Origin of the sequence: Bacillus sp. XT-4 (assembly GCF_050864245.1) — a bacterium.
Taxonomy (GTDB): Bacteria; Bacillota; Bacilli; order Bacillales; family Bacillaceae; genus Bacillus; species Bacillus altitudinis.
This window is the reverse complement of sequence record NZ_JBPAFI010000001.1, coordinates 830732-856733: the sequence shown is the minus strand read 5'-3', so window position 1 is coordinate 856733 and position 26002 is coordinate 830732. Positions and strand designations below refer to the sequence as shown.

27 protein-coding genes are annotated in these 26002 nt (G+C 40.5%); 16 read left to right on the top strand and 11 right to left on the bottom strand.

Going from position 1 to position 26002, the window contains the following annotated elements:
* The first annotated feature begins 31 nt into the window (after positions 1-31).
* From ACRRMM_RS04485 to ACRRMM_RS04470, 4 genes are all read left to right on the top strand, one after another.
* Positions 32-244, top strand: a complete 213-nt coding sequence (locus ACRRMM_RS04485; RefSeq protein WP_003216385.1) for an alpha/beta-type small acid-soluble spore protein — start codon at positions 32-34, stop codon at positions 242-244.
* A 221-nt stretch (positions 245-465) separates the two neighbouring features.
* The gene (mbcS, locus tag ACRRMM_RS04480; protein WP_129547762.1) at positions 466-2046 is read left to right on the top strand and encodes an acyl-CoA synthetase MbcS; all 1581 of its coding nucleotides are present in this window, start codon (positions 466-468) and stop codon (positions 2044-2046) included.
* A gap of 136 nt (positions 2047-2182) precedes the next feature.
* Positions 2183-2797, top strand: a complete 615-nt coding sequence (locus tag ACRRMM_RS04475) for a LysE/ArgO family amino acid transporter (RefSeq protein ID WP_206115653.1) — start codon at positions 2183-2185, stop codon at positions 2795-2797.
* Positions 2798-3041: 244 nt separating this feature from the next.
* Positions 3042-3212 (top strand): hypothetical protein, encoded by a 171-nt coding sequence (locus ACRRMM_RS04470; protein ID WP_017367852.1) that lies wholly within the window; start codon positions 3042-3044, stop codon positions 3210-3212.
* Between the two features lie 52 nt (positions 3213-3264).
* On the opposite strand, the gene ACRRMM_RS04465 is transcribed toward ACRRMM_RS04470, so the two are convergent.
* Complete coding sequence (locus tag ACRRMM_RS04465) at positions 3265-3699, bottom strand: MarR family winged helix-turn-helix transcriptional regulator (RefSeq protein WP_223255648.1); 435 nt, start codon at positions 3697-3699, stop codon at positions 3265-3267.
* Positions 3700-3815: 116 nt separating this feature from the next.
* Between ACRRMM_RS04465 and ACRRMM_RS04460 the strand changes: the two genes are divergently transcribed.
* Both ACRRMM_RS04460 and ACRRMM_RS04455 read left to right on the top strand, forming a co-directional pair.
* Positions 3816-4403, top strand: coding sequence for an NAD(P)H-dependent oxidoreductase (locus tag ACRRMM_RS04460; protein WP_008343104.1), 588 nt, complete (start codon positions 3816-3818; stop codon positions 4401-4403).
* A gap of 105 nt (positions 4404-4508) precedes the next feature.
* Positions 4509-5861: an amidohydrolase family protein gene (locus ACRRMM_RS04455; RefSeq protein WP_428828558.1), complete on the top strand. Its 1353-nt coding sequence runs from the start codon at positions 4509-4511 to the stop codon at positions 5859-5861.
* A 39-nt stretch (positions 5862-5900) separates the two neighbouring features.
* Here the strand turns inward: ACRRMM_RS04455 and ACRRMM_RS04450 are convergent, their stop codons facing one another.
* Together ACRRMM_RS04450 and ACRRMM_RS04445 are read right to left on the bottom strand one after the other, a co-directional pair.
* Positions 5901-7838: an FtsX-like permease family protein gene (locus ACRRMM_RS04450; RefSeq protein WP_428828557.1), complete on the bottom strand. Its 1938-nt coding sequence runs from the start codon at positions 7836-7838 to the stop codon at positions 5901-5903.
* Positions 7828-8589, bottom strand: a complete 762-nt coding sequence (locus ACRRMM_RS04445) for an ABC transporter ATP-binding protein (RefSeq protein ID WP_017358290.1) — start codon at positions 8587-8589, stop codon at positions 7828-7830. The genes ACRRMM_RS04450 and ACRRMM_RS04445 overlap by 11 nt, the downstream gene beginning before the upstream one ends.
* A 298-nt stretch (positions 8590-8887) precedes the next feature.
* Here ACRRMM_RS04445 and ACRRMM_RS04440 point away from each other — a divergent pair, with 298 nt between their 5' ends.
* A complete protein-coding gene (locus ACRRMM_RS04440; RefSeq protein WP_035391131.1) occupies positions 8888-9232 on the top strand; it encodes a PadR family transcriptional regulator in 345 nt (114 codons plus the stop codon).
* Positions 9223-10467 carry an FtsW/RodA/SpoVE family cell cycle protein gene (locus ACRRMM_RS04435; protein ID WP_046344207.1) on the top strand — a complete coding sequence of 415 codons (1245 nt, stop codon included), beginning with the start codon at positions 9223-9225 and terminating at the stop codon, positions 10465-10467. The genes ACRRMM_RS04440 and ACRRMM_RS04435 overlap by 10 nt, the downstream gene beginning before the upstream one ends.
* A gap of 74 nt (positions 10468-10541) precedes the next feature.
* Here the strand turns inward: ACRRMM_RS04435 and ACRRMM_RS04430 are convergent, their stop codons facing one another.
* The 8 genes from ACRRMM_RS04430 to ACRRMM_RS04395 form a co-directional block, all read right to left on the bottom strand.
* Entirely contained in the window at positions 10542-11546 is a 1005-nt protein-coding gene (locus ACRRMM_RS04430) for a sensor histidine kinase (RefSeq protein ID WP_019743716.1), read from the bottom strand.
* Positions 11546-12235, bottom strand: a complete 690-nt coding sequence (locus tag ACRRMM_RS04425; RefSeq protein ID WP_047945292.1) for a response regulator transcription factor — start codon at positions 12233-12235, stop codon at positions 11546-11548. The genes ACRRMM_RS04430 and ACRRMM_RS04425 overlap by 1 nt, the downstream gene beginning before the upstream one ends.
* Positions 12236-12344: 109 nt before the next feature.
* Positions 12345-13265, bottom strand: coding sequence for an iron-hydroxamate ABC transporter substrate-binding protein (locus ACRRMM_RS04420; protein WP_017367846.1), 921 nt, complete (start codon positions 13263-13265; stop codon positions 12345-12347).
* Positions 13266-13456: 191 nt separating this feature from the next.
* A complete protein-coding gene (locus tag ACRRMM_RS04415) occupies positions 13457-14056 on the bottom strand; it encodes a response regulator transcription factor (RefSeq protein ID WP_035391139.1) in 600 nt (199 codons plus the stop codon).
* Entirely contained in the window at positions 14053-15189 is a 1137-nt protein-coding gene (locus ACRRMM_RS04410) for a sensor histidine kinase (protein ID WP_108611312.1), read from the bottom strand. The genes ACRRMM_RS04415 and ACRRMM_RS04410 overlap by 4 nt, the downstream gene beginning before the upstream one ends.
* 117 nt (positions 15190-15306) lie before the next feature.
* Entirely contained in the window at positions 15307-16356 is a 1050-nt protein-coding gene (locus tag ACRRMM_RS04405) for a fatty acid desaturase (RefSeq protein WP_025207785.1), read from the bottom strand.
* A 190-nt stretch (positions 16357-16546) separates the two neighbouring features.
* The gene (locus ACRRMM_RS04400; protein WP_428828556.1) at positions 16547-17989 is read right to left on the bottom strand and encodes a DEAD/DEAH box helicase; all 1443 of its coding nucleotides are present in this window, start codon (positions 17987-17989) and stop codon (positions 16547-16549) included.
* 116 nt (positions 17990-18105) lie between these two features.
* The gene (locus ACRRMM_RS04395; protein ID WP_017358281.1) at positions 18106-18909 is read right to left on the bottom strand and encodes an NAD kinase; all 804 of its coding nucleotides are present in this window, start codon (positions 18907-18909) and stop codon (positions 18106-18108) included.
* 447 nt (positions 18910-19356) lie between these two features.
* Between ACRRMM_RS04395 and sppA the strand changes: the two genes are divergently transcribed.
* From sppA to ACRRMM_RS04355, 8 genes are all read left to right on the top strand, one after another.
* Complete coding sequence (gene sppA, locus ACRRMM_RS04390) at positions 19357-20358, top strand: signal peptide peptidase SppA (RefSeq protein ID WP_008343134.1); 1002 nt, start codon at positions 19357-19359, stop codon at positions 20356-20358.
* A gap of 14 nt (positions 20359-20372) precedes the next feature.
* Positions 20373-20897 carry an RDD family protein gene (locus ACRRMM_RS04385; RefSeq protein WP_113747101.1) on the top strand — a complete coding sequence of 175 codons (525 nt, stop codon included), beginning with the start codon at positions 20373-20375 and terminating at the stop codon, positions 20895-20897.
* A 100-nt stretch (positions 20898-20997) separates the two neighbouring features.
* The gene (locus tag ACRRMM_RS04380; RefSeq protein WP_428828555.1) at positions 20998-21705 is read left to right on the top strand and encodes a DUF2953 domain-containing protein; all 708 of its coding nucleotides are present in this window, start codon (positions 20998-21000) and stop codon (positions 21703-21705) included.
* Positions 21706-21719: 14 nt separating this feature from the next.
* Positions 21720-22172, top strand: coding sequence for a GerW family sporulation protein (gene ytfJ, locus ACRRMM_RS04375; protein ID WP_007501733.1), 453 nt, complete (start codon positions 21720-21722; stop codon positions 22170-22172).
* 112 nt (positions 22173-22284) lie between these two features.
* The gene (gene tpx, locus ACRRMM_RS04370; RefSeq protein WP_007501731.1) at positions 22285-22785 is read left to right on the top strand and encodes a thiol peroxidase; all 501 of its coding nucleotides are present in this window, start codon (positions 22285-22287) and stop codon (positions 22783-22785) included.
* A gap of 88 nt (positions 22786-22873) precedes the next feature.
* Positions 22874-23848 (top strand): class I SAM-dependent methyltransferase, encoded by a 975-nt coding sequence (locus tag ACRRMM_RS04365; protein WP_007501729.1) that lies wholly within the window; start codon positions 22874-22876, stop codon positions 23846-23848.
* Positions 23849-24077: 229 nt separating this feature from the next.
* A complete protein-coding gene (locus ACRRMM_RS04360; protein ID WP_007501728.1) occupies positions 24078-25262 on the top strand; it encodes an acetate kinase in 1185 nt (394 codons plus the stop codon).
* Positions 25263-25361: 99 nt separating this feature from the next.
* Positions 25362-25877: a MogA/MoaB family molybdenum cofactor biosynthesis protein gene (locus ACRRMM_RS04355; RefSeq protein ID WP_212356771.1), complete on the top strand. Its 516-nt coding sequence runs from the start codon at positions 25362-25364 to the stop codon at positions 25875-25877.
* Positions 25878-26002 lie beyond the last annotated feature (125 nt).

Below are 26002 nucleotides of genomic sequence, written 5' to 3'. Positions count from 1 at the left end.
ACATTCTATATTCACAAGGAGGTGAGAACACATGGCTCAACAAAACAGACAAAGCAGTTCTAATCAATTAGTCGTTCCAGGCGCTGCACAAGCGATCGACCAAATGAAGTACGAAATCGCTTCAGAATTTGGCGTAAACCTTGGACCAGAAACAACAGCTCGCGCTAACGGATCAGTTGGTGGAGAAATCACTAAGCGTCTTGTATCTTACGCTCAACAACATATGGGTGGCGGATCTTTCTAAGACACACAATTAAAAAGCTATGGCTTATGAGCGGGTTTATTCCCGCTCTTTTTTTTGTACATAAATTGTTAGAATATTTTTAAAAAAGAAGACGAAATGAAAAAATTATGGCATAATACTAGGAGTAGGTCCTAATTCAAGCATTTTTCAGTTATGAGTGTTAGAATAGGTAAATTGAAACATGATTCGTTTCATAGAAAGAGGCTAAAAGGAGCTGTACCATGAAAAGAGAAGACTTAATTGCACCAGAACAATATAACTTAGTCAGTGAGATTGAAGCATTCAGTCATGACCAGGAGAAAATCGCCCTGCACTGGCAGGACGGAAATGGTCAGGAAGCGCACGTGACATATGCAGCATTAGTAGAAGAGGCGAATAAAATTGGTCATGTTCTATTAAATGCAGGCTTTAAAAAAGGCGATAAAATCATTGTGATGGTGCCGCGTATGCTAGAGGCATACAGCATTTATTTAGCGATTTTAAAAACAGGGATGGTTGTAATTCCTTGTTCAGAAATGCTTCGCGCTAAAGATATAGATTACCGAATTGAACATGCAGAAGCAAAAGGAGCGATTGTTTACGCATCATTCATTCAATCGTTTGAAGGAACCAACCAGCCAAAAGATTTTAAAACATTCTCGATTGGTGAGAATGATCATGGCTGGACAAACATTGTTGCGCAAAAGGAAGAGCAGTCAAGCGAGTTGAAATTGGCAGACACAACACGTACGGACATGGCGTTTCTATCTTATACATCAGGCACAACAGGTAACCCAAAAGGGGTTGTTCATACACACGGCTGGGCGTATGCACATTTACGTACTGCGGCCAAAGCATGGCTCTCCATTAATGAAGGGGATAAAGTATGGGCAACAGCAGGACCAGGCTGGCAAAAATGGGTGTGGAGTCCTCTCTTATCTGTTTTAGGAAGTGGAGCAGAAGGTTTTGTTTATGGAGGGAAATTTAATCCGGATACGTACTTAGAGCTGCTTCAAAAAAATGAAATCAATGTTTTATGTTGTACACCAACGGAATATCGGTTTATGGCAAAAGTAGATGACCTCAGTCAGTACGAGCTGCCGAAATTGCATAGTGCTGTTTCTGCGGGAGAGCCACTTAACCGTGAAGTCATCGATACGTTCAAAAAACATTTCGATATCGAAGTGCGAGATGGTTACGGGCAAACAGAAAGCACGCTGCTAGTTGGGGTGCTGAAAGGAATGGACATCAAGCCGGGCAGTATGGGCAAACCAACACCTGGCAATGAAGTAGAGATCATTGATGAGAATGGCCAGATCTGTGCTCCAGGAGAAATAGGTGACATTGCCGTTCATCTTGAAACGCCGGCTTTATTCAAGGAATACTACAAAGATGCAGAGCGTACAAAGGCGCAGCGCCGCGGGGATTACTTTATTACCGGTGACCGTGCGAAAAAAGATGAAGACGGGTATTTTTGGTTTGAAAGCCGCAGGGATGACATCATCGTCAGCTCAGGTTATACAATTGGCCCGTTTGAAGTCGAAGATGCACTGATTAAACACCCAGCCGTGAAAGAATGTGCTGTCGTGGCAAGTCCAGATGAAATCAGAGGGTCAATCGTGAAAGCATACGTCGTCCTGCGAGATGCATCTGCACAAAGCGATGAGCTGATTAAAGAACTGCAAACACACGTGAAAAATACAACAGCACCGTACAAATATCCAAGAGAAATCGAATTCATTGACGAGCTACCAAAAACTCCGTCAGCGAAAATTCGACGTGTCGAGCTGAGAGAAAGAGAGCTTGCACGAAAATCATCATAACAGTAGAAACAATAAGCGTCTGGATGGAAAATCATCCAGCGCTTTTTTTATTGGACAAATCAAATATGTAAAATTCGTTCATGATGTTTTATGTTAAAATGTGTAAGGATGACTTGAAAAGGAGAATGTTCTGAAGATGTCGATTGCGATTATTCATGGAATTGTGCTTGCCTTTGGTCTTATTTTACCTTTGGGCGCGCAAAATGTATTTGTATTTCAGCAAGGAGCCCTTCAGCCTCGATTATATCGCGTGCTGCCTGTGGTCATCACAGCCGCCCTCTGCGACACACTTTTAATCACTTTAGCTGTCATTGGGGTTTCGGTTGTTGTTCTCACCATTCCGATCTTGCAAATAGCTCTTTTTATCATTGGATTTTTCTTTTTACTTTATATGGGGTGGTCAGTTTGGAACACGAGCTCTGCATCAGGTAATCAAGAAAAGGTGGACTTGATGCCTGTGAGAAAACAAATCGTATTTGCCTGTTCCGTTTCCCTATTAAACCCTCACGCGATTCTCGATACGATTGGCGTGATTGGAACGAACTCCCTTCAATATCATGGGGCGGAAAAAATGGCATTTACCGCAGCCTGTATGATTGTCTCGTGGTTATGGTTTATTGGTCTTGCCCTTCTTGGGAAAATGTTAGGGAAGCTAGATACAAACGGCAAGTGGATGAACCGTATCAATAAAGCCTCAGCCGTCATGATCTGGCTGGTTGCATTATATATCGCCTATCAGCTTATTGCATAAAGGATACATAGAGCAAAAGAGACGTGATGCATGAAAATGAGTGCTGAACATGTCATGGGAAAAAAGCGTTGGATGGAAAACATCTGGCGCTTTTTTATTTCTACTATCTCGGGCGAAGCTTCAGTTACATCCTGTTCATTTTTATCAGACATGCTGACGATTCAATTACCTGGAGGAAATGATCAAAATAGGATCTATGCTACACTATAATAAATGTATTTTATTGGATGTGGAGGTTTTCAAAATGGCTCATAAAGAACAGCATAAAGGGGCAGTGCTTGCTGTCTTGGATACGTTTGGTGTACCAGTTTTGCTGTGGAATTTATATAAGAATACGAATAAAACATTGAAGCTGATGATCCCGATTATTCCAATAGTAGGTTTCATCACGTATCTTTTAGCATCTCTTTACTAATGTGTTCAAAAATCATTTGCATGAGCGATACGCTCATGCTTTTTTCATTCGATTATTTTTTGAAGATGGTTTGATTTAATAGACGGAGAGCTTGTACGATATCATCCATTTGATTTTGGTCAGAGGAAGAAAGGCTGTCCATGAGCATGGATTCAATTTGTTGAAATGCTTTGTCCATACACTCGCGGCCTTTTTTAGACAGCATAATGACATGTTTTCGCTTGTCATCTTTATCTTCTTGTCTATCAATGAATTGTTTTTCGTGAAGCTTTTTCAATTCTCTGCTGACATTCGGAAGAGACATGTGCTGACAATCGGCGATTTCACTAGGTGTTAGCGGCTCACTGACGGCTAGCTGCTCCAGAATCAAATATTGTAGAGTGGTTAGATCAGATGGTTTGATCTTGCTCATCATAGCATGTTTCAGCTCAGAAAAAGTAGAAGCAAATGTGACAAACTCTTTGAAAAAATGTGGGTTTTTCATCATGTTTCACCTCTTACGTACCATACCAAATTTATTATCAAAAAACAATTATCATTTGACAACTAAAAAAGAGGGGTGTATGCTTTTGGTTATCAAATGATAACTAAAGGAGCCAAGCCATGAATGTACTCATTATTTATACTCACCCCCATCACAATAGTTTAAATGGTGCTTTTTTTAAAGAAATCCTAAAGGGCAGTGAAGAAAATCCAAACGTTCAAGAAGTGAGAATCATCGATTTATACCAAGACAAATTTGATCCTGTACTTATTTTTAATGAAGAGAAAAAAAGACGTGATATGCATAAGGACCCTGAGATTCAAGAATATCAAGAGAAAATCAAATGGGCAGACAACATCGTGTTTGTTTATCCGATTTGGTGGGGGCGGCCGCCAGCCATGCTGCTTGGCTTTATTGATCGAATGTTTGCAGCGAATTTTGCTTATCGTCAAACAGGCGGGCTGCTTCCAGAAGGCTTGTTAAAAGGAAAGAGGGCTGTATGTGTTTCGACAATGCAAGGACCGACCCACTATCCTTTCTTCTTTTTGCAAAATGCCCACAAAATCTTAATGAAACGTGCTCTTTTGCAATATGTCGGGATTAAACCGGTGAAGTTCTTTGAATTTGGCATGATGGAAAGTCCGAAAGGGAAGCATGACGTGAAATTAAAACGGATATACAACTACTTTCGGAATATCAGCTCATAAAACCACATTCCTTGAGTCACTTTTCTTCTAATTTGAACCTGTTATGTCTTAAAATGACAGAGAGGGTGAGTGACTCATTCTCTTTATTTGAAAAGGGGGATATGGATGAAGAAAACATTGTTTAAAGATGCGGCTCTTATCACACTTGATCCATCTTTAGGTTTTCTGGAGAAGGGAGATCTATTAATTGAAGGGGCACATATTGTAGAAGTCGGACCTTCGATTGAAGCAAGTGGTGCCGATGTTGTGGATGCGTCTGACATGGTCATCATGCCAGGGCTTGTGGATACCCATCGTCATGTGTGGCAGTCTGTCATACGGGGAATCGGAACAGATTGGTCTTTGCAAACGTATTTGAGCAAAATTTATTATGGCAACTATGGGGCGATGAGACGTCCATCAGATGATCGAATTGCTAATTATTTAGGCGCATTAGAGGCATTAGATGCAGGAGTGACCACGTTTTTCGACTGGACGATGATCAATTCTATGGATCATACAGAAGAACTCATTGGAGGTTTAAAAGATGCGGGTATTCGAGCGGTCTTTGGTTTTGGTACCTCTGGAGATGCAGCGTATTGGGACAGAGAGAGTACGCTCACGAATATGGAAGACGCAGCCCGTGTGAAACAAAAACATTTTCAATCATCGGATCAGCTGTTGACGATGGGACTTGCCATTCGTGGACCTGAATTTTCTTCATGGGAGACGACCGTCTTTGAAATTGAAACAGCAAGATCACTAGATGCATTATGCAGTATGCACATTGGCTTTGGAAATTGGGGAGCGGCGGATCGATCGATTGAGCGGCTTCATCAAGCAGGGCTGCTCGGGCCTGATTTGAATATGGTGCATATCAATGCAATTGATGCAGATCAAATGAAGATGCTAGCTGAGAGCGGAAGCTCCATCTCTATTACACCTGAGATTGAAATGATGATGGGACACGGATATCCTGTCACAGGGCTCGCCATTGAAAATGGCGTTCTGCCAACGCTTGGTGTAGATGTGGTGACAGCGACAGGCGGAGATTTATTTACCCAAATGAAATTCGGGCTACAGGCGGAACGAGCGATTCAAAATCAATCTTTATTGATGGAAGGGACGATGCCAGGGCCTGAACTTGGATTGTCTGCACAGCAAATGCTTGAAGCAGCCACTATAAACGGGGCTCGTGCCTTGAAGCTTGATGACAAAATCGGCTCACTCACACCTAGAAAAGAAGCTGATTTTATCTTGATCGATCGGACAAGCATGAATCTTCTTCCGATGACAGATCCAGCTGGGGCAGTTGTGCAAACGGCACACCCTTCAAATGTTGATTCTGTCTATGTGGCTGGAAAAGCAGTGAAACAAAATGGGAAGCTAGTTGGAGTGAACTTAGAAGAGATCAAACAAAAAGCTTATGCGGCAAGAGATCATATTTTATCGCACAAGTTTGAATCAACGCCATCATAAACAAACAATCCCCATAGGCAGCTGCCTATGGGGATGAGATTACAAGGATTCTTTAATGACTTTTTTGTAATACTGGACAGATAGGAATCCGAAGATAGAATATAACACCGTATAAATCGACATGACGATGAGCATTGGTGCCCACAGTTCACCGCCGAATAAAAACCAGCCTGACTGTACTGCAAAGTAGCTGTGCAGCAAGCCGACAATGAGCGGAATCCCAAAGTTAAATAGCTGTTTGAGCCGAATACCTTTTAATAGATCCTTCTCAGTAAAACCAAGCTTACGCAAGATCGTGTAAGAGCTTTGTTCTTCTTCACTTTCATTCATCTGCTTAAAGTATAAAATACAGCCTGATGTGACAAGGAAGCTGAGACCTAAAAATCCGACCACAAACATCATCAGTCCTATTGTTTGCTTTTGCTGCTGAGTGGTAGCCAATTGAGACATGCTGTTGTCACCTAGTTTTAAAGAGGTAAACACATCATTCGCTTGTTCAAGGTTTTGATCATCTTTTATATTGACTGCGTGATATTGATTATGCTCAACCTGAAGTTTAGGATCTTTCTGCTGGTCAAGCTGCTCAAAGACACTTTGACTGACGACAGCAACAGGTAGACCACCAAACGTAAAGTTGTAAGAAATGAGGTAATCTTTCTTCATATCAATGACCTTTAAATCAAGGGGTTTCTTAATAAGTAGTTTCACATCACCTGAACTTTGAATCGGCATGAATTTCTTCAATAAATCACTGTAGCCGCTTAAGGTGACTTCGTTGCTTTTCACATGAATATTTGGTGCGTTTTTCTCACTGATCACAGGTAGAGTTAAGACACCTGGATCATTATTCATATTTTTAATCTCTGAATCCATGATCTTTTTTGCGTCAAACTTCGCTTGAATGACCTTGAACTGCTTTGTTTCATACGCAATATGTTTGTCAGAAAGTGCACGAGTGAAGGTATCGGTATCTTTCTCAGAACCCATGACGAAATGTGAAGGGATCTGTTGTTCAGCGGTTTTTTCTGCTGAGTAATAGGAAATGTAGCTTAAAGATAACAACCCGATGGCAAGCGCAGATACCGTTGTAATAATCGTTAAAAGCAGTGCGTTTGATTTTAACCGGAACATAATAGATGACAGAGACAGGACTTCATGAATGGCGAGATAGCCATTTTTTCGTTTGCGTACGATATTGGCAATGAACGAAACAGAGCCTTTATAGAAAAGAAAGGTACCGATAATGACAGAGGCTAGAATATAAATCATCGCTAAAAGTAACGCAAGCATGGACGTATATGTGCCGGTAAAAAGCTGAGAAGAAATATAATAGCCTGAGCTGATGAATGCAATGCCTAGAACCCCAATGATGATTTCAAACACAGAGATTTTTTTCACACGCTGTTCTGTAGAAGACGTGGTTCTAAATAAAGATAAAATCGTCTGTCTATTAATAAACCATCGATTTCTTAACATAATTAATCCATAGATGACGAAAAAGACGATCAGTGTCTGCAAAAGGGCCATGCCTGAAAAATGCAGGTTGGCGATGGCGTTCACGCCGGTTACTTTAAATAGCACCATCAGCATGAGTTTTGAACCGATAAATCCAGCTATGATACCAATAGCCATGGAGACCACATATAGGATAAAGTTTTCTGCATTGAGTAGTTTGGAAATTTTTTGTTTCGTCATGCCAATGAGCTGCAGGAGACCTATTTCTCTCCCTCTTCGTTTAATAAAAATGCTGTTCGCATATAACAGGAAGATTCCAACAATGGCAATGAGTAGTACTGAAGCGGCTTTAATCGACGCACCGCCCTTAATGGACCCCTTTACATCATCAAGTGCTGGTGAGTACTGCAAGGTGACAAAAGAAAAGTAGAGCGCCACACTAAATACAAGTGCAAACACGTATAAATAGTAATTTTTTAAGTTTTTCTTCAGATTGCGGAAGACGAGCTGATTAATGTTCATGCTTCACACCGCCTAAAACACCTTGCGTTTTCATAATATCCTCGAAAAACATCTTTCTCTCTAGAGCGCCTTTATTCAATTGTGTATAGATCTGTCCATCTTTGATAAAAATCACTCGTCTTGAATAACTGGCTGCAACAGGGTCATGCGTCACCATGACAATGGTTGCTTTGCGCTTGTGATTGAATTCTTGCAGCTTGTTCAGTAAGTCAGAAGCAGATTTGGAATCAAGTGCTCCAGTTGGTTCATCAGCAAAAATAAGGCTTGGTTCATGAATAAAGGCACGTACCGCAGATGTCCGTTGCTTTTGTCCACCAGACAGTTCATTTGGATATTTGTCTCTTAGTTCATAAATCCCCATATCCTCTGCAAGCTGTTGAAAGCGTTCAAAAGCTTCTTTTTTAGGCGTTTTGGAGATGGATAATGGCAAGAGGATGTTCTCTTTAACCGTGAGTGTATCAAGTAAGTTGTAATCCTGAAAAACAAAGCCAAGCTGTTTCTTTCTAAATTCAGCGAGCTGCTGATCTTTCATTTGCGTCATATCTGCATCTGCGATCCGAATCGATCCGCTGGACACATGATCAATCGATGACAATACGTTCAAAAGGGTCGTTTTCCCCGAACCTGATGGCCCCATGATGCTGACAAATTCTCCAGCTTCTATCGTCAAATCAATGCCTTTCAGCACCTCTTGTTTATTGAATTTATTTCCATAGCTTTTATATAACTTGCGAGCTTCTAAAATGTTCATCTGTCGAACCCCTTTTTTATTTAATTGATATCTCTAGTATAAAAAGAAGCCGATCAGACTTCCTGCGATTTGGCGAACAAAACAGACGAGCATGTGACATTGTTGTCACATGCTTGTTTCATATGTCAAAGCCTTATGTAGAATTCAGATTGTTATTCAATTATTTTATCTGTTTTTCGCTATGATGTATCAAATTTCTTGTTTTTTTCTGATGAACCTTTACAGAGTATTTGATTTCATGTAAGATATGCATATCAAATATATGCATAGTGAATCTATGTATTAGGGGTGACCATGGATGAAAGTGAGTAAAGAGCTTCTAAAGGGGAGTACAGCTACCCTTATTTTAAGCTTGTTAAATGAAAAGCCGATGTATGGATATGAAATGATTAAGGAATTGGAGTCGAAATCCGAAGGGATTTTTAGCTTTAAAGAGGGGACGATATATCCTATTTTGCACACTTTGGAGGGGAAAGGATTCATTGTGTCTTACTGGGGTGAAGGGAATGGCAATCGAAAAAGGAAGTATTATCGGATTAATGAACAGGGCAAAGCGTTTATGAAGGAAAAGAAGGAAGAATGGACCGTCTTCAAAGATGCAGTAGATGGCGTTTTGAACGGGGAGAAAGTCGTATGGGACTAGAGAAAAAATTTGAACAATATATCAAAAATGTGTGTAAACGAATCAAAAATAAAGACGTACATGCAAGTATAAAGCTTGAGCTTCGTGATCATTTATACACACTGAAAGAGGAAGCGGTCAGTGCGGGCATGTCTGAAGAAGAGGCGGTAGATCAAGCGCTCGATCAAATTGGAGATGCAGCCATACTCGGAATGCAGCTTCATGAAACACACAAAACTCAAGTTGACTTTAAAACGATACTTCTTGTATTAGCTACTTGTTTATTTGGGCTGTTTGTAATGTATTATTTTCAGTTTCATTCTCATTTACTTCATTTTCAAGACACGAATATCTTTTATAAAAGTCTCATTTACTATGTATTTGGTCTTGCGTTGATGCTTGGACTGTTTGCTTTTGATTATCGGCGCTTTTTACCCTATTCATGGCATTTATACATAGGAACGATTGGAATGCTGATTCTTACAATGATGATTGGGACAAGAGTGAACGGTATTCTCTTTTTAAGCTTAAATAATGGATCGATCAATCTGACTGAAATTTTTCCATTTCTGATGATTATTTCGTTAGCTGGCATTTATCAATCTTGGAATTGGAAGAATGGTTTCAAGTCCTGGCTAGGGTTAGCGATTGTCACTTTACCCATTATTTTATTACATATAGTCGGATCTCTTTCTGCAACCATCACCTTTATGGTCATATGCATAACGATGATGTATGTATCTCATGCAAGAATGAGACAGCTTATTCCGTTTACAGCAGCAGGTATTGTCTATCTCATTGTTCAATTATTTTCTCTGTATCAAGCTGATATGGCCCACTTTTACCAATACTCACTTCATGAATTTAGCTCAAATGGTTTTCAAATAAATCCGTACGCATTGTATGATGTTCACACTGATTGGATGTTGACGTATATCATTTATTCATTCGGATGGTTTGCAGGATTGGCCGTTCTTATGTTGTTTGTGACTTTGATTTATAGAGTAGTTCATACAGCGAAACGAGTTCAATCTGCTTATGGCAAAATATTAATGATTGGTTTGGCAACCACATTTGCAGCAAAATTTATCTTAAGTATTTTCACAAACTTTGGATTATTGCCTATATCAGGAGTTTCCATGCCTTTTATGAGCTATGGGGGATCTCATATTCTTCTAGAAATGATGTCAGTCGGGCTGCTAATGAGTATTTATAGAAGGAAACAGCTAGGAGAAATATGCCGTGAAGTAGCGTGATATGGCTGTATAAAATCACCCAATCTCTTCAATGCATCGTTGGATGAAGAGATTGGGTTTCTTGAACTGTATGTTCACATGCTTGCAATATGCACAAAATCATTCTTTTTCGGAAAAATAAAGGTGAAAGTTGTCCCTTGATCTAATGTGGAGTTGACCTCGATCGTGATATGAAGAGCGTCAGCTCCCTTTTTTGTTAAATAGAGCCCCATGCCTGTGGAGGCCGTGTCATTGTGATGTCTTGTGGAGGTAAAGCCTTTTTCAAAAATACGGGACACGTCTCTTGGGTCAATTCCTCTGCCTTGATCTGTGATGGTGAGCACCACTTGTTCGTTCATTTGTTTGCTTTCGATGATAATGTCAGATGATTGGCTGTACTTGACGGCGTTTGTCAGCACTTGTCTGATCATAAAGGATAACCATTTTGTATCACTTAATACATCTCGCTCTTCTAATAAAAGGTCAAAGCCAATTCCTTTTTGCATACACCACGATTGGAGCGCTTTGATTTCTTTCGTTAGCATGTTTTGGAGATCCAGTTTTTCAATAAATAAATCATTTTCAATATGTTGGATCCTGCTTTGATGCAGCTGTGCATCAAGGAGTAAATGTATTCTAAGCCATTCATATGTCATATTTGATTTGAGCGGCTGTTCTGTTATGCGGTCAATCATTAAGTGCATCGCCGTGAGCGGCGTTTTCACCTCATGTATCCATGAGAGCAGTTCATCTTTTTCTTCTTCCAGCGCAGTCTTTTGCTTAGCCGTCATCTGGCGGTATCGGTCAATTTGCTCTGATGCTGCCTCCTGTACAATTTGTTCAAAGGGGGAAGAGGGTTTGAGACGCATTTGATGGTCTATATTTTCATCCCATTCTTTCAGTTGCATGTAATAAGCAGTTTCTTTCCGGTAACGAAAAAAAAGAAAAACAATGAAGAGTAATGTAGACAAAAGCACGATATAAAAAAGAGAAGCCAGTGGAATCGTTGTATCCAAATATGCAACAAAGAGAATGAGAAGCTGCAAACTAAGAAAGAACAAGATCCAGCTTCTTCGTTCTTTTAGAAATGCTTGCAGCATCATTGATCATCCTTTTCTTTTGCAAGATAACCTTGACCCACCTTTGTTTCAATGAAGGCGCCAAGGGAGATTTCGTCTAGTTTTTTTCTAAGGCGGTTGACGTTTACAGTGAGTGTATTGTCACTCACGAATCGTTCATCGTCCCATAAAGCTTGGATGAGAGATTCCCTTTTGACGATATGATTTTTATGCTGAATCAATTCTTTTAGAATAAAAAACTCATTTTTTGTTAATTCAACCTCACCGTTTTCATTTGTCACTGTATTATTTTCGAGATCAAGGGTAGCGCCGCACCAGACTTTTAAGTTGGCTGGTTCCGCATTATAATCATGGACTCGGCGAAGAACAGCACTTACTTTGGCGATGAGAACGTCAAAGTGAAAGGGCTTTTGTACAAAATCATCAGCTCCAAGCTGCATCGACATGACCATATCAGCAGGATGATCACGAGATGAAAGAAAGATGATGGGCACATTAGAATGATGCCGAATCATCCGGCACCAATGAAAGCCATCGTACTTTGGCAGCTGAATATCAATAATGACTAAATCAGGCTGGATGGAAGTGAACTCCTGCATGACCTGTTGAAAATTGTTGATCCCATACACATCATAAGACCAGTTGACTAAACGTTCTTTGATTTCTTGGAAGAGGGTTGTATCATCCTCAATCAGCAAAATTTTAAACAAAACGAGCACCACACTTTTTGAATTACTTGTACATCATTGTAGCGGAAAACAGGCACTCCCGCTAGAAGCAGACAGTAAAAAAGCAAGGGAAGAGATCCCTTGCTTCGGTTTATTTACCTAAAAAGTGCTTTTTAAAGAATGATAATTGATATTCAAGTGTGAGTGGGTCATTAAAGTAAAACTCTTCCGCATTTGCTTCATACACACGATGTTTTTTCACAGCAGGAATGGACTTATAGATTTCACTGTTTTGATAGGAATTGTCCATCTCGCTGTTTTTGCTAATGATCATATAGTCTCCGGCAAATTCAGGGATGACCTCTTGTGATACCGCATAATAACCAGCTTTTAATGCTTTTTCTTTTACTTTTTCAGGCATTTTTAGTTTCATTGCTTGGTAGAGGATTTCTGTTCCGCGTCCCCATGCATCTCCAAAGACGTAAAGATCTTTTGTGCCGCTTTCAAAGACAGATACGGTTGCATCTTCACCGATTTTTGCTTTGATTTCTTTGCCAGCTTCAGCTGCGCGCTGTTTGAAATCCTTGACCCATGCTTCTGCTTCTTTTTCTTTGTTTAAGACTTTTCCAATTTCAATATGCTGCTGAAGGTAATCGACTTTGTTATACGTGAATAAAACGGTAGGGGCGATTTTTTTCAGTTTTTCTACATTTTTTGCACCGCTTAAACCGATGATGACATCAGGCTTTAGCTTCATGATTTTTTCCACATTTTCATCGGATACTTCTTCCACATTTTTTAATTTCTTTTTGAAACGTGGATTCTTTTTTGACCAAGAGTCAACACCCACAAGGTTCACACCAAGTGACAAGACATTTCCTGTATAAGAGGCGAGAACAACAACACGTTTTGGATTTGCTGGCAGCTTCACAGGTCCATTTTCAGATTGATATGTAATCGTGTCCGATGACGTTGATTGCTTTCCTTTATTTGAGGAAGAGTTGCTGCTATTGCCACATGCGCTCAACGCAAGTACGAAGATGAGCATCAGAGGGAACAATATTTTCTTCATGAATGTAAACTCCTTTGAAATCGGCACATCAGCCGTGTATTTGGTTGTATGAGTGATAATGATAATTATTATCACTCAGATATCATACCATAGAAGTGAGGTTTGTTGTCAATGATATTTTAGCAGTGGATAGAGGAATTCTGATAAAAAGAAAAAAAGATCAAGGCAGTGGTATGACCTGATCTTTTTTCTTATTTAAACCAGCCTTTTTCTTTGGAACGAGTAATGGCCTCAATTCGGTTTTTGACTTCTAGTTTATCTAAAATAACGGATATGTAGTTTCGGACAGTGCCGCTTTTAATGCTGAGTTCCTTGGCGATTTCTTTTGTGTTTTTTCCGTCTGCGACGAGTTCTAGAACCGACTTTTCTCGTTCAGTTAAAGGATTTTCGTCGCTGTACAAGTCTTCCATTAATTCAGGGGCGTACACCTTTTTCCCTTTCATCACGCTTCGGATGGCACTTGCTAAATCCTCGCTTGGGCTGTCCTTCAGCATGTAGCCGCTAACGCCAGCTTTCAGTGCTCTTTGAAAATAGCCAGAACGAGCAAAGGTTGTTAAAATGATGATCTTCACATCAGACTTTTTAAGTTCTTCAGCGGCATCGAGCCCAGATTTCCCGGGCATTTCAATATCCATTAAACAAATGTCGACCGGGTGTTTTTTAGCAAAATCTATGGCATCCTGGCCGTTTGTACCTTTTCCAACAACCGTCATATCGTCTTCTAAATCGAGAAGCGATCCAAGAGCACCGAGCAGCATTTGCTGATCCTCTGCGATAAAGATGTTAATCATTTTATTTCCTCCTTATCTTTCGCTGCTGAATCATTTGGAATGCTCATGATCAGCTTCGTCCCGTTTTTTGTCTCAATGTGCAGGCGTCCATTTGCAAATTCCAATCTTTCTCTAATCCCTGCAAGGCCATGTCCCTTCGATTGAGAGGATGGATGACTGCCTTTAAATGTGCCGTTATCCTCAACTGTAATGACAGCTTCCTTTGACTTTTGATGAATCGTGATTTGACAGACAGTGGCGTCGCTATGCTTGACGACATTCGTCACGGCCTCTTTGATGCACATGCTCACAATGTTTTCGTTAAGAAGAGAGATGTGTTTCGGCGCTTCTTTTTCATCATAAATCATGTCAATATCGGCGGCTTCAAGGATTTGCTTGATGTTCAATATTTCATCTTTGATCCGAATGCCTTTCATGGAAGAAACAATTTTTCGCACTTCATTTAGAGACGTTCTAGCTGTCTGCTGGACGCTTTTTAGTTCGGCACGAGCCTGTTCAGGGTCTTTATACACGAGCTTACGGGCAAGGTCACTTTTTAATCCAATGAGAGAGAGTTTTTGTCCAAGTGTGTCATGCAGATCGCGAGCAATTCGCTGTCTTTCTTCAAGTTTGACAAGATCGGCGATCCGTTCATTGGCATATTCTAATTTCTCTTCTAGCCGTTCACGTTCCTTCCTGCTTCTAATGCTAAGAGGGAGGAGGATGGCGCTGATCAGTGTAATCACGACAAACGGAATTTGCGTGAGAAACCAGCCCTTTTTTAAGATCAGGCTAAAGTTCACTGCTACGGCAGCGCTCGCTAGATGGATATAGTATAAGATATAGAAAGGGACTTTTCTTTTGATATGCCCGTTGAAATAGGCGATACAAAAAGCAAAATAAATGTAGCTGTAGAGCATCACATAACCAGTCGAAATGGCGATTAATAGAAGGCCGAATACATATAACGACCAGCCCTTTGAGACAAAGGCAAAACGGTAGACCGCAAAAAAGACGACGTTTAAAATAATGCCGATCACAATGCCTAAAGTCGAAGGGGTCTTAAAGATAAAATAAAAGGGCAGGATGAAAAAAATCGCCCAAATATATGGGGAAATCCCATGCAGTTTTTGAATTTTAAGTTGTTTTTTCATCCGTGATTCACCTTTTTCATTTTTTCAGTCTTTTTCACTACTTTATCAAATTGAACAGATGAGCGCATCCTGCAAATACAACAAGCTCCTTCTATTGTAAGAAAGAGCTTGCGCCAATTATGCATTCTTCTTCAGAATGTCTCCTTTTATGACAGGGGTGATTCTAATCTGACGTGCTTCTTTAAAGGTCACAAATGCTTTCGTCTCTTCATCCCATAGTCTGAATTTCATCGACTCAATACTAGTCTTTAACGTGATGGTTGGCACATTTTTAAGTGGTTCACTGTGTTCATGGGCATGTTCTAAATGATAATTCGGTACCCTCGGGCTTAAATGATGGACATGGTGGTAACCAATATTGCCTGTTAACCATTGAAGAAGTTTTGGCAATTTGTAAAAAGAACTGCCTTCTACAGCTGCCTGCACATAATTCCAATGTTCATCTGCTTCAAAGTAAGAATCTTCAAATGTATGCTGCACATAAAATAACCATACACCGATTGACCCTGAGATCAGGAAGATTGGACCTTGGACAAGCAGGAACTCCTGCCAGCCAAAAAGAAGACACGTTGCAGTTGCTAGCGCAATGATGCTCACGTTTGTGAAATACGTGTTCCAGCGCTCTTTTTTACGAGCATTTTTGACGTTGAAACGGTTTTTTAAGAGAAAAACAAAGATCGGTCCTAAAATAAACATCACAAAAGGATTACGGTAAAATCTGTAGCGAAATTTCGTCCAAGCTGATGCTTCTTGATATTCTTTGACTGTCAGGAGCCAAATGTCGCCAGTACCTCGTTTGTCTAGATTACTGCTTGTGGCATGGTGAATTGAATGATCTCTTTGCCATTGAAGATAAGGGAAAAGGGTGAGTACGCCCGTTACAAATCCGAACAGGTGATTTAGCGGCTTCTGTTTAAAAAAGGATTGATGGCAGCAGTCGTGAAAAATAATAAAGACACGCACTAAAAATCCAGCTGCAATCACCGCAAAGAAGAGGGTTAAAAGGTAGGAGATGTTCAGGCTATAATAGGCAAGAAACCAAAGCCCCAAAAATGGAATGAATGTATTAAAGAGTTGAATGATACTTTTTTTCGAATTAGCACCAGAGAATTGGCCAACTTGTTTTCTTAAAGTGGCTTGCTGCTGTGTGTTTGTTGAAGTCGTCATGAACGTTCAAGTCCTTTCCGTTTCTTTCTACTTCAAAGTATAGAAGGAAAGGTGTCATGCTCATAGTAGCACCCATCATGTATTCAATATGACATTTGTCATGTTGAGTATCAAAAAAGCAGGTGGCAGAAGGGTTTGTAAGTTGTGATGATAATCAATAAAAAAAGTAAAGGCGCTTAGCCTTCACTTTTTATGCACGTGCTTCATGTACTTTTAACTGCTTGCCTTTAATCGTTGTGTGGCGCATGGCATTTAGCACAAGAGGGCCTTTGCCATTTAAAATATCTACATATGTTTTCGTTTCCTGAATGGTAATAATCCCAATGTCATCAAACGCAACGCCGTCTATTTTGGCGATCGTTCCAACGAAATCAACTGCCCGGAGTTTCTTTTTCTTCCCGCCGTTAAAATACAGCTTCATAATATCTTTCTCTATGCCGGCCTGCTTATTTTCCTTTTGAATCGGTGTTTCAATTTTTTCTTCAAAGTTTGCCACATGCTGTTCTGCTTCTTCTTTTGTAGGATAAGGCTGAATCTGAAAATGAATACCAGCTTCCTCTTTTAATTCTTCAATAAGCGGCTGCCCGTGCCTTGTCATAAACGCAATCGTTTTTCCGCTTTTACCCGCTCTGCCAGTTCTTCCGGTCCGGTGAATATAGCGTTCTTTTTCATATGGCAAGTCGTAATGAATGACATGTGTCATATCACTGACATCAATTCCTCGGGCTGCAATATCTGTTGCGATCAAATAACGGAATTCCCCGTTTTTGAATTCATCCATGACGGCAAAGCGATCTTCCTGCCTCATCCCGCCATGAATCTTATCGCAAGGAACATCCCACTCATCCAGCTTCATCGTCAGCTCATTCACTCGCTCCTGCGTATTGCAAAAAATGATACAGCTATCTGGATTTTCAATGACAATCGTTCGTTGAAGTAATGAAAACTTGCCTTCTTCCTCGGTTTCAATCAACGTGTGGGTGATTTGCTGCTTCGTCGTTTCCTCCCGAGCAATCTCTATCACTTTTGGCGATTGTAAAAACTGCTCACTCAAATCCTTCATTTCATCAGACATCGTCGCTGAAAATAACATCGACATCCGCTTTGGCGGCAGATGCTGAATAATAGAAGAGACTTGATCAATAAATCCCATGTTCAGCATTTCGTCTGCTTCATCTAACACGAAAAATGACAGATTGTCTAAAGAAAGTGTCCCTTTTTCAAGGTGATCCAATATTCGTCCTGGCGTTCCGCACACAATGTGGTTCTTTTGTGCAAGCTCTATTTTTTGTGCTTGAAATGGAGCTTTCCCGTAAATGGCGGCCGCTTTGATTCGTTTAAATCGTCCGAGGCTGGTCAGATCCTGTTTGACCTGCATGGCAAGTTCTCTTGTTGGGACGAGGATGAGGGCTTGAGGTTTATTCTCAGCCCAATCCACCATTTCACAAATTGGCAGACCGTAGGCTGCTGTTTTGCCACTGCCTGTCTGAGATTTGACAATGAGGTCCTGCTTTGAAAAAGCAACGGATAATGTCTCGTGCTGGACGGGTGTAGGTGTATGGAAATGAAGCGCTTCTAGCGCTTGTTTCAATTCATTGCTTAATGGATATTGATCAAAATGTTGTAATGGCATCGTGTTCTCCTTTTCGTACATGTATACTTGTGACATCATACCATATCTTTTCAAAGACACCATGACCTTGAATGAAAAGGCATGAAAAAAAGCCCCATAAAGGAGCTTTTCAATGATTAAAGGAATCTGCGTTTTACTTTTTCCCAATAGGAGTTATCTTTTAATTTGACCGTTTTGATCACTTTACCAGAAAGGCCGATATCAATTTGTTTGACATGTTTTGTACCTAGCGCTTCGTTATCAAGACCGATAATCGGATGGTCGTTACCGTCCTGAACAACCTTTAGTGTCAGCTTGCGGTCACTGCTTAAAATGAAAGGAGCTCCAAGTGTACGGTATGAGTTGTTATTCAGTGATGCCAGCTCGGTTACTTGCATACACGGAAGCATCGGATCCACCACGGCGCCGTTGACAGATTTATTGTAGGCCGTTGAACCGGTCGGAGTGGAAATAATCATCCCGTCGCCTCTAAAGGTTTCAAAATGGAAATCATCTATATACACATCGATGACAAATGTTTTAATGATGCTAGAGCGGATCGACAGTTCGTTTAAACAATGGAACTGGTTTGTACTGTCAACGCTTACATCGATGATCGGATATTTTCTCACTTCAATTTGTTCAGTGTTCATGGCATCAATCATTTGATCAAAATGTTCTAACGAAAAATCGCAGTATAGGTGCGAATTCTCTGTTTTTGATACCCCTACATACAAGCAGTCATCCCGGAAGTTCGTTTTGCGAACCGCTTGAAGAAATGTACCATCTCCACCAATTGAAGCAATGATATGGGCATCTTCTGCACGCTTTACGACGTGAAAGCCTTGATCGGTAGCGAGCTTCTCCAGAGAAGAAATGTGTCCATCCAATTCATGATCTTTTTTGTAAAAGAAAAATACATTGCGACGATTGTCTGTCATTGACGTTCTCCCCTTTGTTGTCAAAAATAGATTTCGAGTAGTAAAGGGCTTACATAAAAACCCTTGTTCACATTTTACACTTTTTTCATATGAAAGTAAAAATATTAGAAAGACGCTTCATCATGATAGAGGCTTCCATTTAAGAAATGAGTCATTGTAAGTGATTAGACGACGCTGACTTTGAGCATAATTTAATAGCTCATTTTGGAAGAAAGAGAGGTCTGGGCGTTTCGTTGTAAAGATGGTCTGAGCTATTAGATATAGGGAGAGGATAAAATAACCAATTTTTCGTCATGATGAGCAAATGATAGAAGATGTAAAGTTGATCGTCATTTCACATCGGTGCTATCATATGTTGAAATGAAATGTAAAAAAACCACAGTTCCTGTGAAACATTTCATGTGTGTATTCGTATGAACGAAGTGAGACAAAAAGGAGGAGAAAGAAATGAATGCGAAAAGATGGGTAGCCTTAATCATTGCACTTGGTGTTTTTGGCTTTTCGATTGTGATTAGTATCACGACGGCCTTGTATGAAAGCTTCAATGATAATAAGATGAGCTATCAATTCGGGGACGAAATCGAAGAAAAGGTACTAGAGGATGGCAGCGGAGCGAGTAAAATTGCTGTACTTGAGATTAATGGTACGATTCAAGATAACGGTGGTGCATCCAGCCTTTTAGGCGGGGAAGCATATGATCATCGTGCGTTCTTAAAAGAATTAGATAAAGCAAAAGACGATGCGTCTGTGAAAGGTGTCTTGCTGCGTGTCAACTCTCCTGGCGGCGGTGTCTATGAAAGTGCTGAAATACATAAAAAATTAGAAGAAGTAAAGAAAGCGAAGAAGCCAATTTATGTTTCCATGGGTTCAATGGCGGCTTCTGGCGGCTATTATGTATCCACTCCAGCGAAAAAAATCTTTGCTTCACCTGAAACGTTAACAGGCTCTCTAGGGGTCATCATGCAAAGTTTGAATTATGCAAAGCTGGCAGATAATTTAGGCATCAAATATGAAACCATTAAAAGTGGAAAATTCAAAGACATCATGTCTCCAAATCGTGATATGACAAAAGATGAGCGTGCTATCATGCAAAGCATGGTTGACAACTCTTATGAAGGCTTTGTGAAAGTCATTTCTGAAGGACGCGGCATGTCTAAGCAGGACGTCAAGAAAATTGCTGACGGCCGGGTCTATGACGGAACACAGGCGAAATCGAACGGATTAGTGGATGAGCTTGGGTACTATGAAGATGCACTAAAAGCAATGAAGAAAAATGAAAAAGGCCTAAAAGGAGCAAAGGTTATCAGCTATTCACAAAGCTTTGGCTGGAACTCTCTTTTCAATATGAGTGCAAGCAAGCTCTTTAAAAGCGAAATTGATTTTCTGAACTTAAAAGAAACACTGGCTGGCTCAAATGGGTCTAAACCGATGTATCTCTATTCAAAATAAAGGAGGGATCATAGATGGATTCTACATTCGATGAAGTAACGGAAAGTCGCAGCCAAGAGGAAGAATCAAGGCCGACTCTTGCGAAGCGCACTTCAATTGAAGCGCAAGCCTTTGCAGGTTTCTGGATTAGATTTTGGGCATTTATCCTAGATTGGCTCGTCGTATGGGGTGTTAACCATTTGACGGTTTCTCCAATCTTTAGTCTCTTTGGCTGGTCAAAAGGTGGAGGCTGGTTTTCCCCATTTTCCGTCACAACCACAATTGTCTTTCTGCTTTATTTTGCGATCATGACGAAGATTTTCCAACAAACACTTGGAAAGATGGTGTTTGGAATCAAAGTCGTCTCACTTCAGCCGGAGAAGAAGCTGTCATGGGATGTCATTTTCTTTAGAGAAATTGTGGGGCGATATATTAATACGCTTTTTGTTCTCTATGCTGTGGTTGGGTTCACGCCGAAAAAGCAAGGGGTTCATGACTACTTTGCAGATACGGTGGTTGTTCATGAACATTTATATGAAAAAACAGAATCAAACGCATAACCAAAGAGAGTTTGGCCGATACCGGTCAAACTCTTTTTTTGGGTGATTGGGTATAAAATCCAGAAGGAGAGCCATAATCGTAGAGGAAGCATCATTTGTTATGGAGGAAGTGAGCACAGTGCTGTACGTTTGGATTGCCGCTTTTTTGTTCCTTGTGATCTTATTGATCTTTATGAAAGTGACCATTTCACTGGACTATTCACATGCAAATGACAATGACCATATTGCGGTGAAGATCATCACCTTATATGGAATTGTCAGACTGAAGAAAGACATTCCGATGGTGAAAGTGAATACGGAAGATCAAACGATTGATATTCGTGAAAAGAAAATGGCCAGCACCAAAACGCCGAGTCAAGAAAAAGAAACCATGCATAAAAAAGTGGGAAAACGTGATGTAAAGGAAATCCTTCATCAAATGGAGCGTATTACAAAAGAGATTGTCGATCTAAACCGGATCATGCGAAAGTTCTTCATTCATATAAAAATCGTCTCATTTCACTGGTCCACCTGGATTGGTTTTCATGACGCAGCTTTAACAGGTGTAGCAGCCGGTGGTGTGTGGTCAGTCAAAGGAGCACTTCTTGCCTTTATGCAGGAGCATCTCACCTTTAAGCACAAACCCGTCTATGAAGTGATTCCCGCTTTTCAGCACAATGTGTCACAGACACACTTTGTATGTATAGCTTATTTTCGGATTGGACATGCTATGCTTGCAGCCATTCGATTACTTGTCCATTGGTTAAAAGGGAGAAAGGCGAGAAAAAATGCCTCTCTTCAAGCAACGAAGAATGAATCATCTGTTTAAGGAGGAACCCGAAAATGGCAGATCATCCAATCCAAGGTCTGATGAAGACAGCGATGGAAAACTTAAAAGAAATGATCGATGTGAACACGATCATCGGCGATCCAGTCGAAACCCCTGACGGCAGTGTCATTCTCACTGTGTCAAAGGTTGGTTTTGGATTTGCAGCCGGCGGCAGTGAATTCAACGGTAACCAAAAGAAAGAAAAACGGTCTGATGAACAAGAACGAAAAGAACCGAGACTCCCATTTGGAGGCGGAAGCGGTGGGGGAGTATCGATTACACCAATCGCCTTTTTAATTGTGGGAACAAATGGCGTACGAATGCTTCATTTGGATGAACACACACATCTGCTCGATAAAATATTGGATTCTGCTCCTCAAGCAATTGAACGTCTTCAGCACATGTTTAAGAAGGATGAACGGGAGCATCGTCACAAAGAACGAAAACTAGATGACATAGACCTTTAAAAAGTTAGCTGCCCTGCAGTTAACTTTTTTTTCAAAATGGACGATTAGGCTTTGCAGTTTTTTGCTTTCTCTACTATGATAGAACCATACATTTGATAAGGGAGGAATTGTTTTGGCATCGATCACATTTAAAGGGAGCCCAGTAACGCTTGTAGGAAATGAAGTGAAAGTAGGCGAGCAGGCTCCAGATTTCACGGTATTAACGAACTCACTAGGGGAAGTTTCACTTTCTGATTTAACAGGAAAAGTGACGATTATCTCAGTGATTCCTTCTATTGATACAGGTGTGTGTGACGCACAAACAAGACGTTTCAATGAAGAGGCAGCCGGTTTAGGTCCGGTCAATATCTATACCATTAGTGCAGACCTACCATTTGCACAAGCACGCTGGTGCGGAGCAAACGGAATTGAAAATGTCGAAACATTATCTGATCATAGAGATATGTCATTTGGTGAAGCGTTTGGTTTATATATGAAAGAATTGCGTTTATTGGCGCGTGCGGTCTTCGTATTAGACCCAAGCGGAAAAGTGGTTTACACTGAGTACGTAAGCGAAGCAACCAATCATCCAAATTATGAAAAAGCCATTGAGGCTGCGAAATCACTGTTATAAAAGCAGCATCGACAAGAGCTCCGGCTTCATACTGGGGCTCTTTTCAATGAGAACATCTAGCTTTTAACAAAGCGAGGAGAGAAAAGCATTGCAGAAAGATCAAGTGAGTACGATTTTTGAGCTGCTCGATACAGCTTCAATTCGTTTAAAAAAGGAACAGAACATTTCCTATATTGAAGCATTGGCAGAAGCAGGAGAAGCCTTTTTCCAGGCAAATGATCGAAACGGTTTACTAAAAGATTTAATAGAGAAAGCAGATTTCGCCTCTTATGATCATGAGCAGATTCGTAAAGCGTTTCAGCTCGCCGTATTAAAAGGACAAAAGGATATTTCACATCCAAACCGTCAGATGACACCTGATACAATTGGTCTGTTTGTCAGCTATTTGGTCAATAAATTTTTAGAAGGACAAAAAGAGCTGGTTGTCTTTGATCCAGCAGCAGGAACAGGGAATTTACTGCTTGCGGTCCTCAACAATGTAACAGCAGAAACAACACGCGGTTTTGCCTCTGAAATTGATGACGTGCTCATTAAAATTGCGTGGGCACAAGCGAACTTAGAAGAAAAAGAAGTAGAGCTTTTTCACCAGGACAGCCTTGAGCCGCTTCTTATCTCACCAGCAGATGTTGCTGTATGTAGTCTTCCTGTCGGGTTTTATCCAAACGATGAGCGCGCTAAAGACTATGAATTAAAGGCAAAAGAAGGTCATTCCTTTGCGCATTATTTATTCATTGAGCAAAGTCTTCGTTACACGAAAGAAGGCGGCTTCTTATTCTTCATCATTCCAAACGATTTGTTTGAAGGAAAAGAAAGCGTACAATTAAAGGATTTCATCAAAGAACATGCATATATGAATGCGTTAATTCAGCTGCCAGTCTCTATGTTCAAAGACAAAAAGCATGCCAAAAGCTTATTTGTGATGCAAAAGAAAAAAGAGGGGCTCGAAGCACCGAAACGTATGCTATTTGCCAATCTGCCATCTTTCTCACAGAAGGAAGCAATGGTTGGCGTCATGAGAAAATTAGACCAATGGTTTATAGAAGAAAAAGAAACGAAAGAATAGCCAGAGTGATGTCTGGCTATTTTATTATTCAGAAAATAACGACTTATTGATGTAAGCGGTAACAGTTCGAAGGTGTACTTGAAATGCAAAGTTTTCAATGTTTAAATGAAAAAGTCAGATATTTTTCGGACTTATCGTTAAACTATAAAAGACCCGTTCAAACAGGTTGAATATAGCACCGAAAAAACGTGAAACCTTATATAACAACTGAGTAAAAGGAGCGACAGTAATGTCCAAAATTATTGCAATCAACGCAGGAAGCTCATCTCTTAAATTCCAATTGTTCGACATGCCAGAAGAAACCGTTTTAACAAAAGGTCTTGTTGAAAGAATCGGAATGGACAACAGTATCTTCACGATTTCTGTAGATGGAGAAAAGAAAACAGAAGTCACAGATATTCCAGATCATGCAGTAGCGGTTAAAATGCTGCTTGAAAAACTAATTGAATTTAACATCATCAAAGACTTTAATGAAATTGATGGCGTAGGACACCGCGTCGTTCACGGCGGAGAAAAATTCAGCGATTCTGTTGTTTTAACAGATGAAGTCATCAATGACATTGATCAGCTTTCAGAGCTTGCACCACTTCACAACCCTGCAAACGTTGTAGGAATCAAAGCATTTAAACAAATTCTGCCTGACGTACCAGCGATTGCTGTGTTCGATACAGCGTTCCACCAAACAATGCCAGAGCAGTCTTACCTATACAGCCTTCCGTACGACTACTACAAAAACTTTGGTATTCGTAAATACGGATTCCACGGGACAAGCCATAAGTTCGTAACAGAGCGTGCAGCAGAGCTATTAGGCCGTCCTCTTGAAGAGCTTCGTTTGATTTCTTGCCACCTTGGAAATGGTGCAAGTATCGCAGCAGTTGAAGGCGGAAAATCAATCGATACGTCAATGGGGTTCACACCACTTGCGGGTGTTGCAATGGGAACACGTTCAGGTAACATTGACCCTGCCCTTATTCCATTTATTATGGAGAAAACAGGACATACAGCGGAAGAAGTACTTTCTACTTTGAATAAGAAGAGTGGTCTTTTAGGTGTGTCTGGTCTTTCAAGTGATCTTCGTGATATCGAAGAAGCGACAGAAGAAGGAAACGACCGTGCAGAAGTAGCACTAGATATTTTTGCAAGCCGTATTCATAAATACATCGGTTCTTATGCAGCGAGAATGAATGGTGTAGATGCCATCATCTTCACAGCTGGAATCGGTGAAAACAGCTCAGAAGTGAGAGCACGTGTACTTCGTGGTCTAGAATTCATGGGCGTATACTGGGATCCATCTCTTAACAACATGAGAGGCGAAGAAGCATTCATCAGCTACCCTCACTCTCCTGTAAAAGTCATCGTGATTCCAACGAACGAAGAAGTCATGATTGCAAGAGACGTTATGCGTTTAGCGTAACATCCTTTTTAAGCTCTTTTCCTCAGCGGAAAAGGGCTTTTTTCTATTGAAATCAGCATGCTATAATGTGAGGCAATATGAAAGGAGCGGTGTGAAGAGATGAGCGCCCAAGAACATAAACGCGAAGCGAGAACGAGGCTTCATGTAAAAGTCATTACCGTCAGTGATACAAGGACAAAAGAAACAGATAAAAGCGGCCGTCTGATGATTGATTTGCTCAAAGAACAAGGGCATCTTATTCTTGCATACGATATTGTGAAAGATCACATTGGAGCGATTCAAGACGCCGTTTTAGAAGGAACAAGTGAAGCGAAGATTGATGCCGTCTTGTTAAACGGGGGAACTGGTATTGCAGCAAGGGACGTCACGATTGAATCCATTACCCCTCTTTTCTCAAAAGAGCTGCTGGGCTTTGGAGAAATTTTTCGCATGCTGAGCTATACAGAAGATATTGGATCAGCCGCTATCTTATCTAGAGCGACGGCAGGGGTGATTAACCAAAAAGCCGTTTTTGCCACACCAGGTTCTACCGGAGCAGTTCGGTTAGCCATGACCAAACTCATTATTCCAGAGCTTCCTCATGTCTTGCGAGAGCTTGAAAAAGATCAAAAATAGCCCAAAATGACTCTGCCAAGAAAATTTGGCAGAGTTTTTTTCATAAAGGGGTTGAAAAAACAATTTTTCCTTGTTACAGTGTATACATACTAAATGCATGTTTATAAATTAAAACTTATTTTTAT

Bases quoted from the DNA above. Each gene is read 5' to 3' on its own strand.
- ACRRMM_RS04485 (WP_003216385.1), top strand. From the start codon at position 32: ATGGCTCAACAAAACAGACAAAGCAGTTCTAATCAATTAGTCGTTCCA.
- mbcS (WP_129547762.1), top strand. From the start codon at position 466: ATGAAAAGAGAAGACTTAATTGCACCAGAACAATATAACTTAGTCAGT.
- ACRRMM_RS04475 (WP_206115653.1), top strand. From the start codon at position 2,183: ATGTCGATTGCGATTATTCATGGAATTGTGCTTGCCTTTGGTCTTATT.
- ACRRMM_RS04470 (WP_017367852.1), top strand. From the start codon at position 3,042: ATGGCTCATAAAGAACAGCATAAAGGGGCAGTGCTTGCTGTCTTGGAT.
- ACRRMM_RS04465 (WP_223255648.1), bottom strand. From the start codon at position 3,699: ATGATGAAAAACCCACATTTTTTCAAAGAGTTTGTCACATTTGCTTCT.
- ACRRMM_RS04460 (WP_008343104.1), top strand. From the start codon at position 3,816: ATGAATGTACTCATTATTTATACTCACCCCCATCACAATAGTTTAAAT.
- ACRRMM_RS04455 (WP_428828558.1), top strand. From the start codon at position 4,509: ATGAAGAAAACATTGTTTAAAGATGCGGCTCTTATCACACTTGATCCA.
- ACRRMM_RS04450 (WP_428828557.1), bottom strand. From the start codon at position 7,838: ATGAACATTAATCAGCTCGTCTTCCGCAATCTGAAGAAAAACTTAAAA.
- ACRRMM_RS04445 (WP_017358290.1), bottom strand. From the start codon at position 8,589: ATGAACATTTTAGAAGCTCGCAAGTTATATAAAAGCTATGGAAATAAA.
- ACRRMM_RS04440 (WP_035391131.1), top strand. From the start codon at position 8,888: ATGAAAGTGAGTAAAGAGCTTCTAAAGGGGAGTACAGCTACCCTTATT.
- ACRRMM_RS04435 (WP_046344207.1), top strand. From the start codon at position 9,223: ATGGGACTAGAGAAAAAATTTGAACAATATATCAAAAATGTGTGTAAA.
- ACRRMM_RS04430 (WP_019743716.1), bottom strand. From the start codon at position 11,546: ATGCTGCAAGCATTTCTAAAAGAACGAAGAAGCTGGATCTTGTTCTTT.
- ACRRMM_RS04420 (WP_017367846.1), bottom strand. From the start codon at position 13,265: ATGAAGAAAATATTGTTCCCTCTGATGCTCATCTTCGTACTTGCGTTG.
- ACRRMM_RS04415 (WP_035391139.1), bottom strand. From the start codon at position 14,056: ATGATTAACATCTTTATCGCAGAGGATCAGCAAATGCTGCTCGGTGCT.
- ACRRMM_RS04410 (WP_108611312.1), bottom strand. From the start codon at position 15,189: ATGAAAAAACAACTTAAAATTCAAAAACTGCATGGGATTTCCCCATAT.
- ACRRMM_RS04405 (WP_025207785.1), bottom strand. From the start codon at position 16,356: ATGACGACTTCAACAAACACACAGCAGCAAGCCACTTTAAGAAAACAA.
- ACRRMM_RS04400 (WP_428828556.1), bottom strand. From the start codon at position 17,989: ATGCCATTACAACATTTTGATCAATATCCATTAAGCAATGAATTGAAA.
- ACRRMM_RS04395 (WP_017358281.1), bottom strand. From the start codon at position 18,909: ATGACAGACAATCGTCGCAATGTATTTTTCTTTTACAAAAAAGATCAT.
- sppA (WP_008343134.1), top strand. From the start codon at position 19,357: ATGAATGCGAAAAGATGGGTAGCCTTAATCATTGCACTTGGTGTTTTT.
- ACRRMM_RS04385 (WP_113747101.1), top strand. From the start codon at position 20,373: ATGGATTCTACATTCGATGAAGTAACGGAAAGTCGCAGCCAAGAGGAA.
- ACRRMM_RS04380 (WP_428828555.1), top strand. From the start codon at position 20,998: ATGGAGGAAGTGAGCACAGTGCTGTACGTTTGGATTGCCGCTTTTTTG.
- ytfJ (WP_007501733.1), top strand. From the start codon at position 21,720: ATGGCAGATCATCCAATCCAAGGTCTGATGAAGACAGCGATGGAAAAC.
- ACRRMM_RS04360 (WP_007501728.1), top strand. From the start codon at position 24,078: ATGTCCAAAATTATTGCAATCAACGCAGGAAGCTCATCTCTTAAATTC.
- ACRRMM_RS04355 (WP_212356771.1), top strand. From the start codon at position 25,362: ATGAGCGCCCAAGAACATAAACGCGAAGCGAGAACGAGGCTTCATGTA.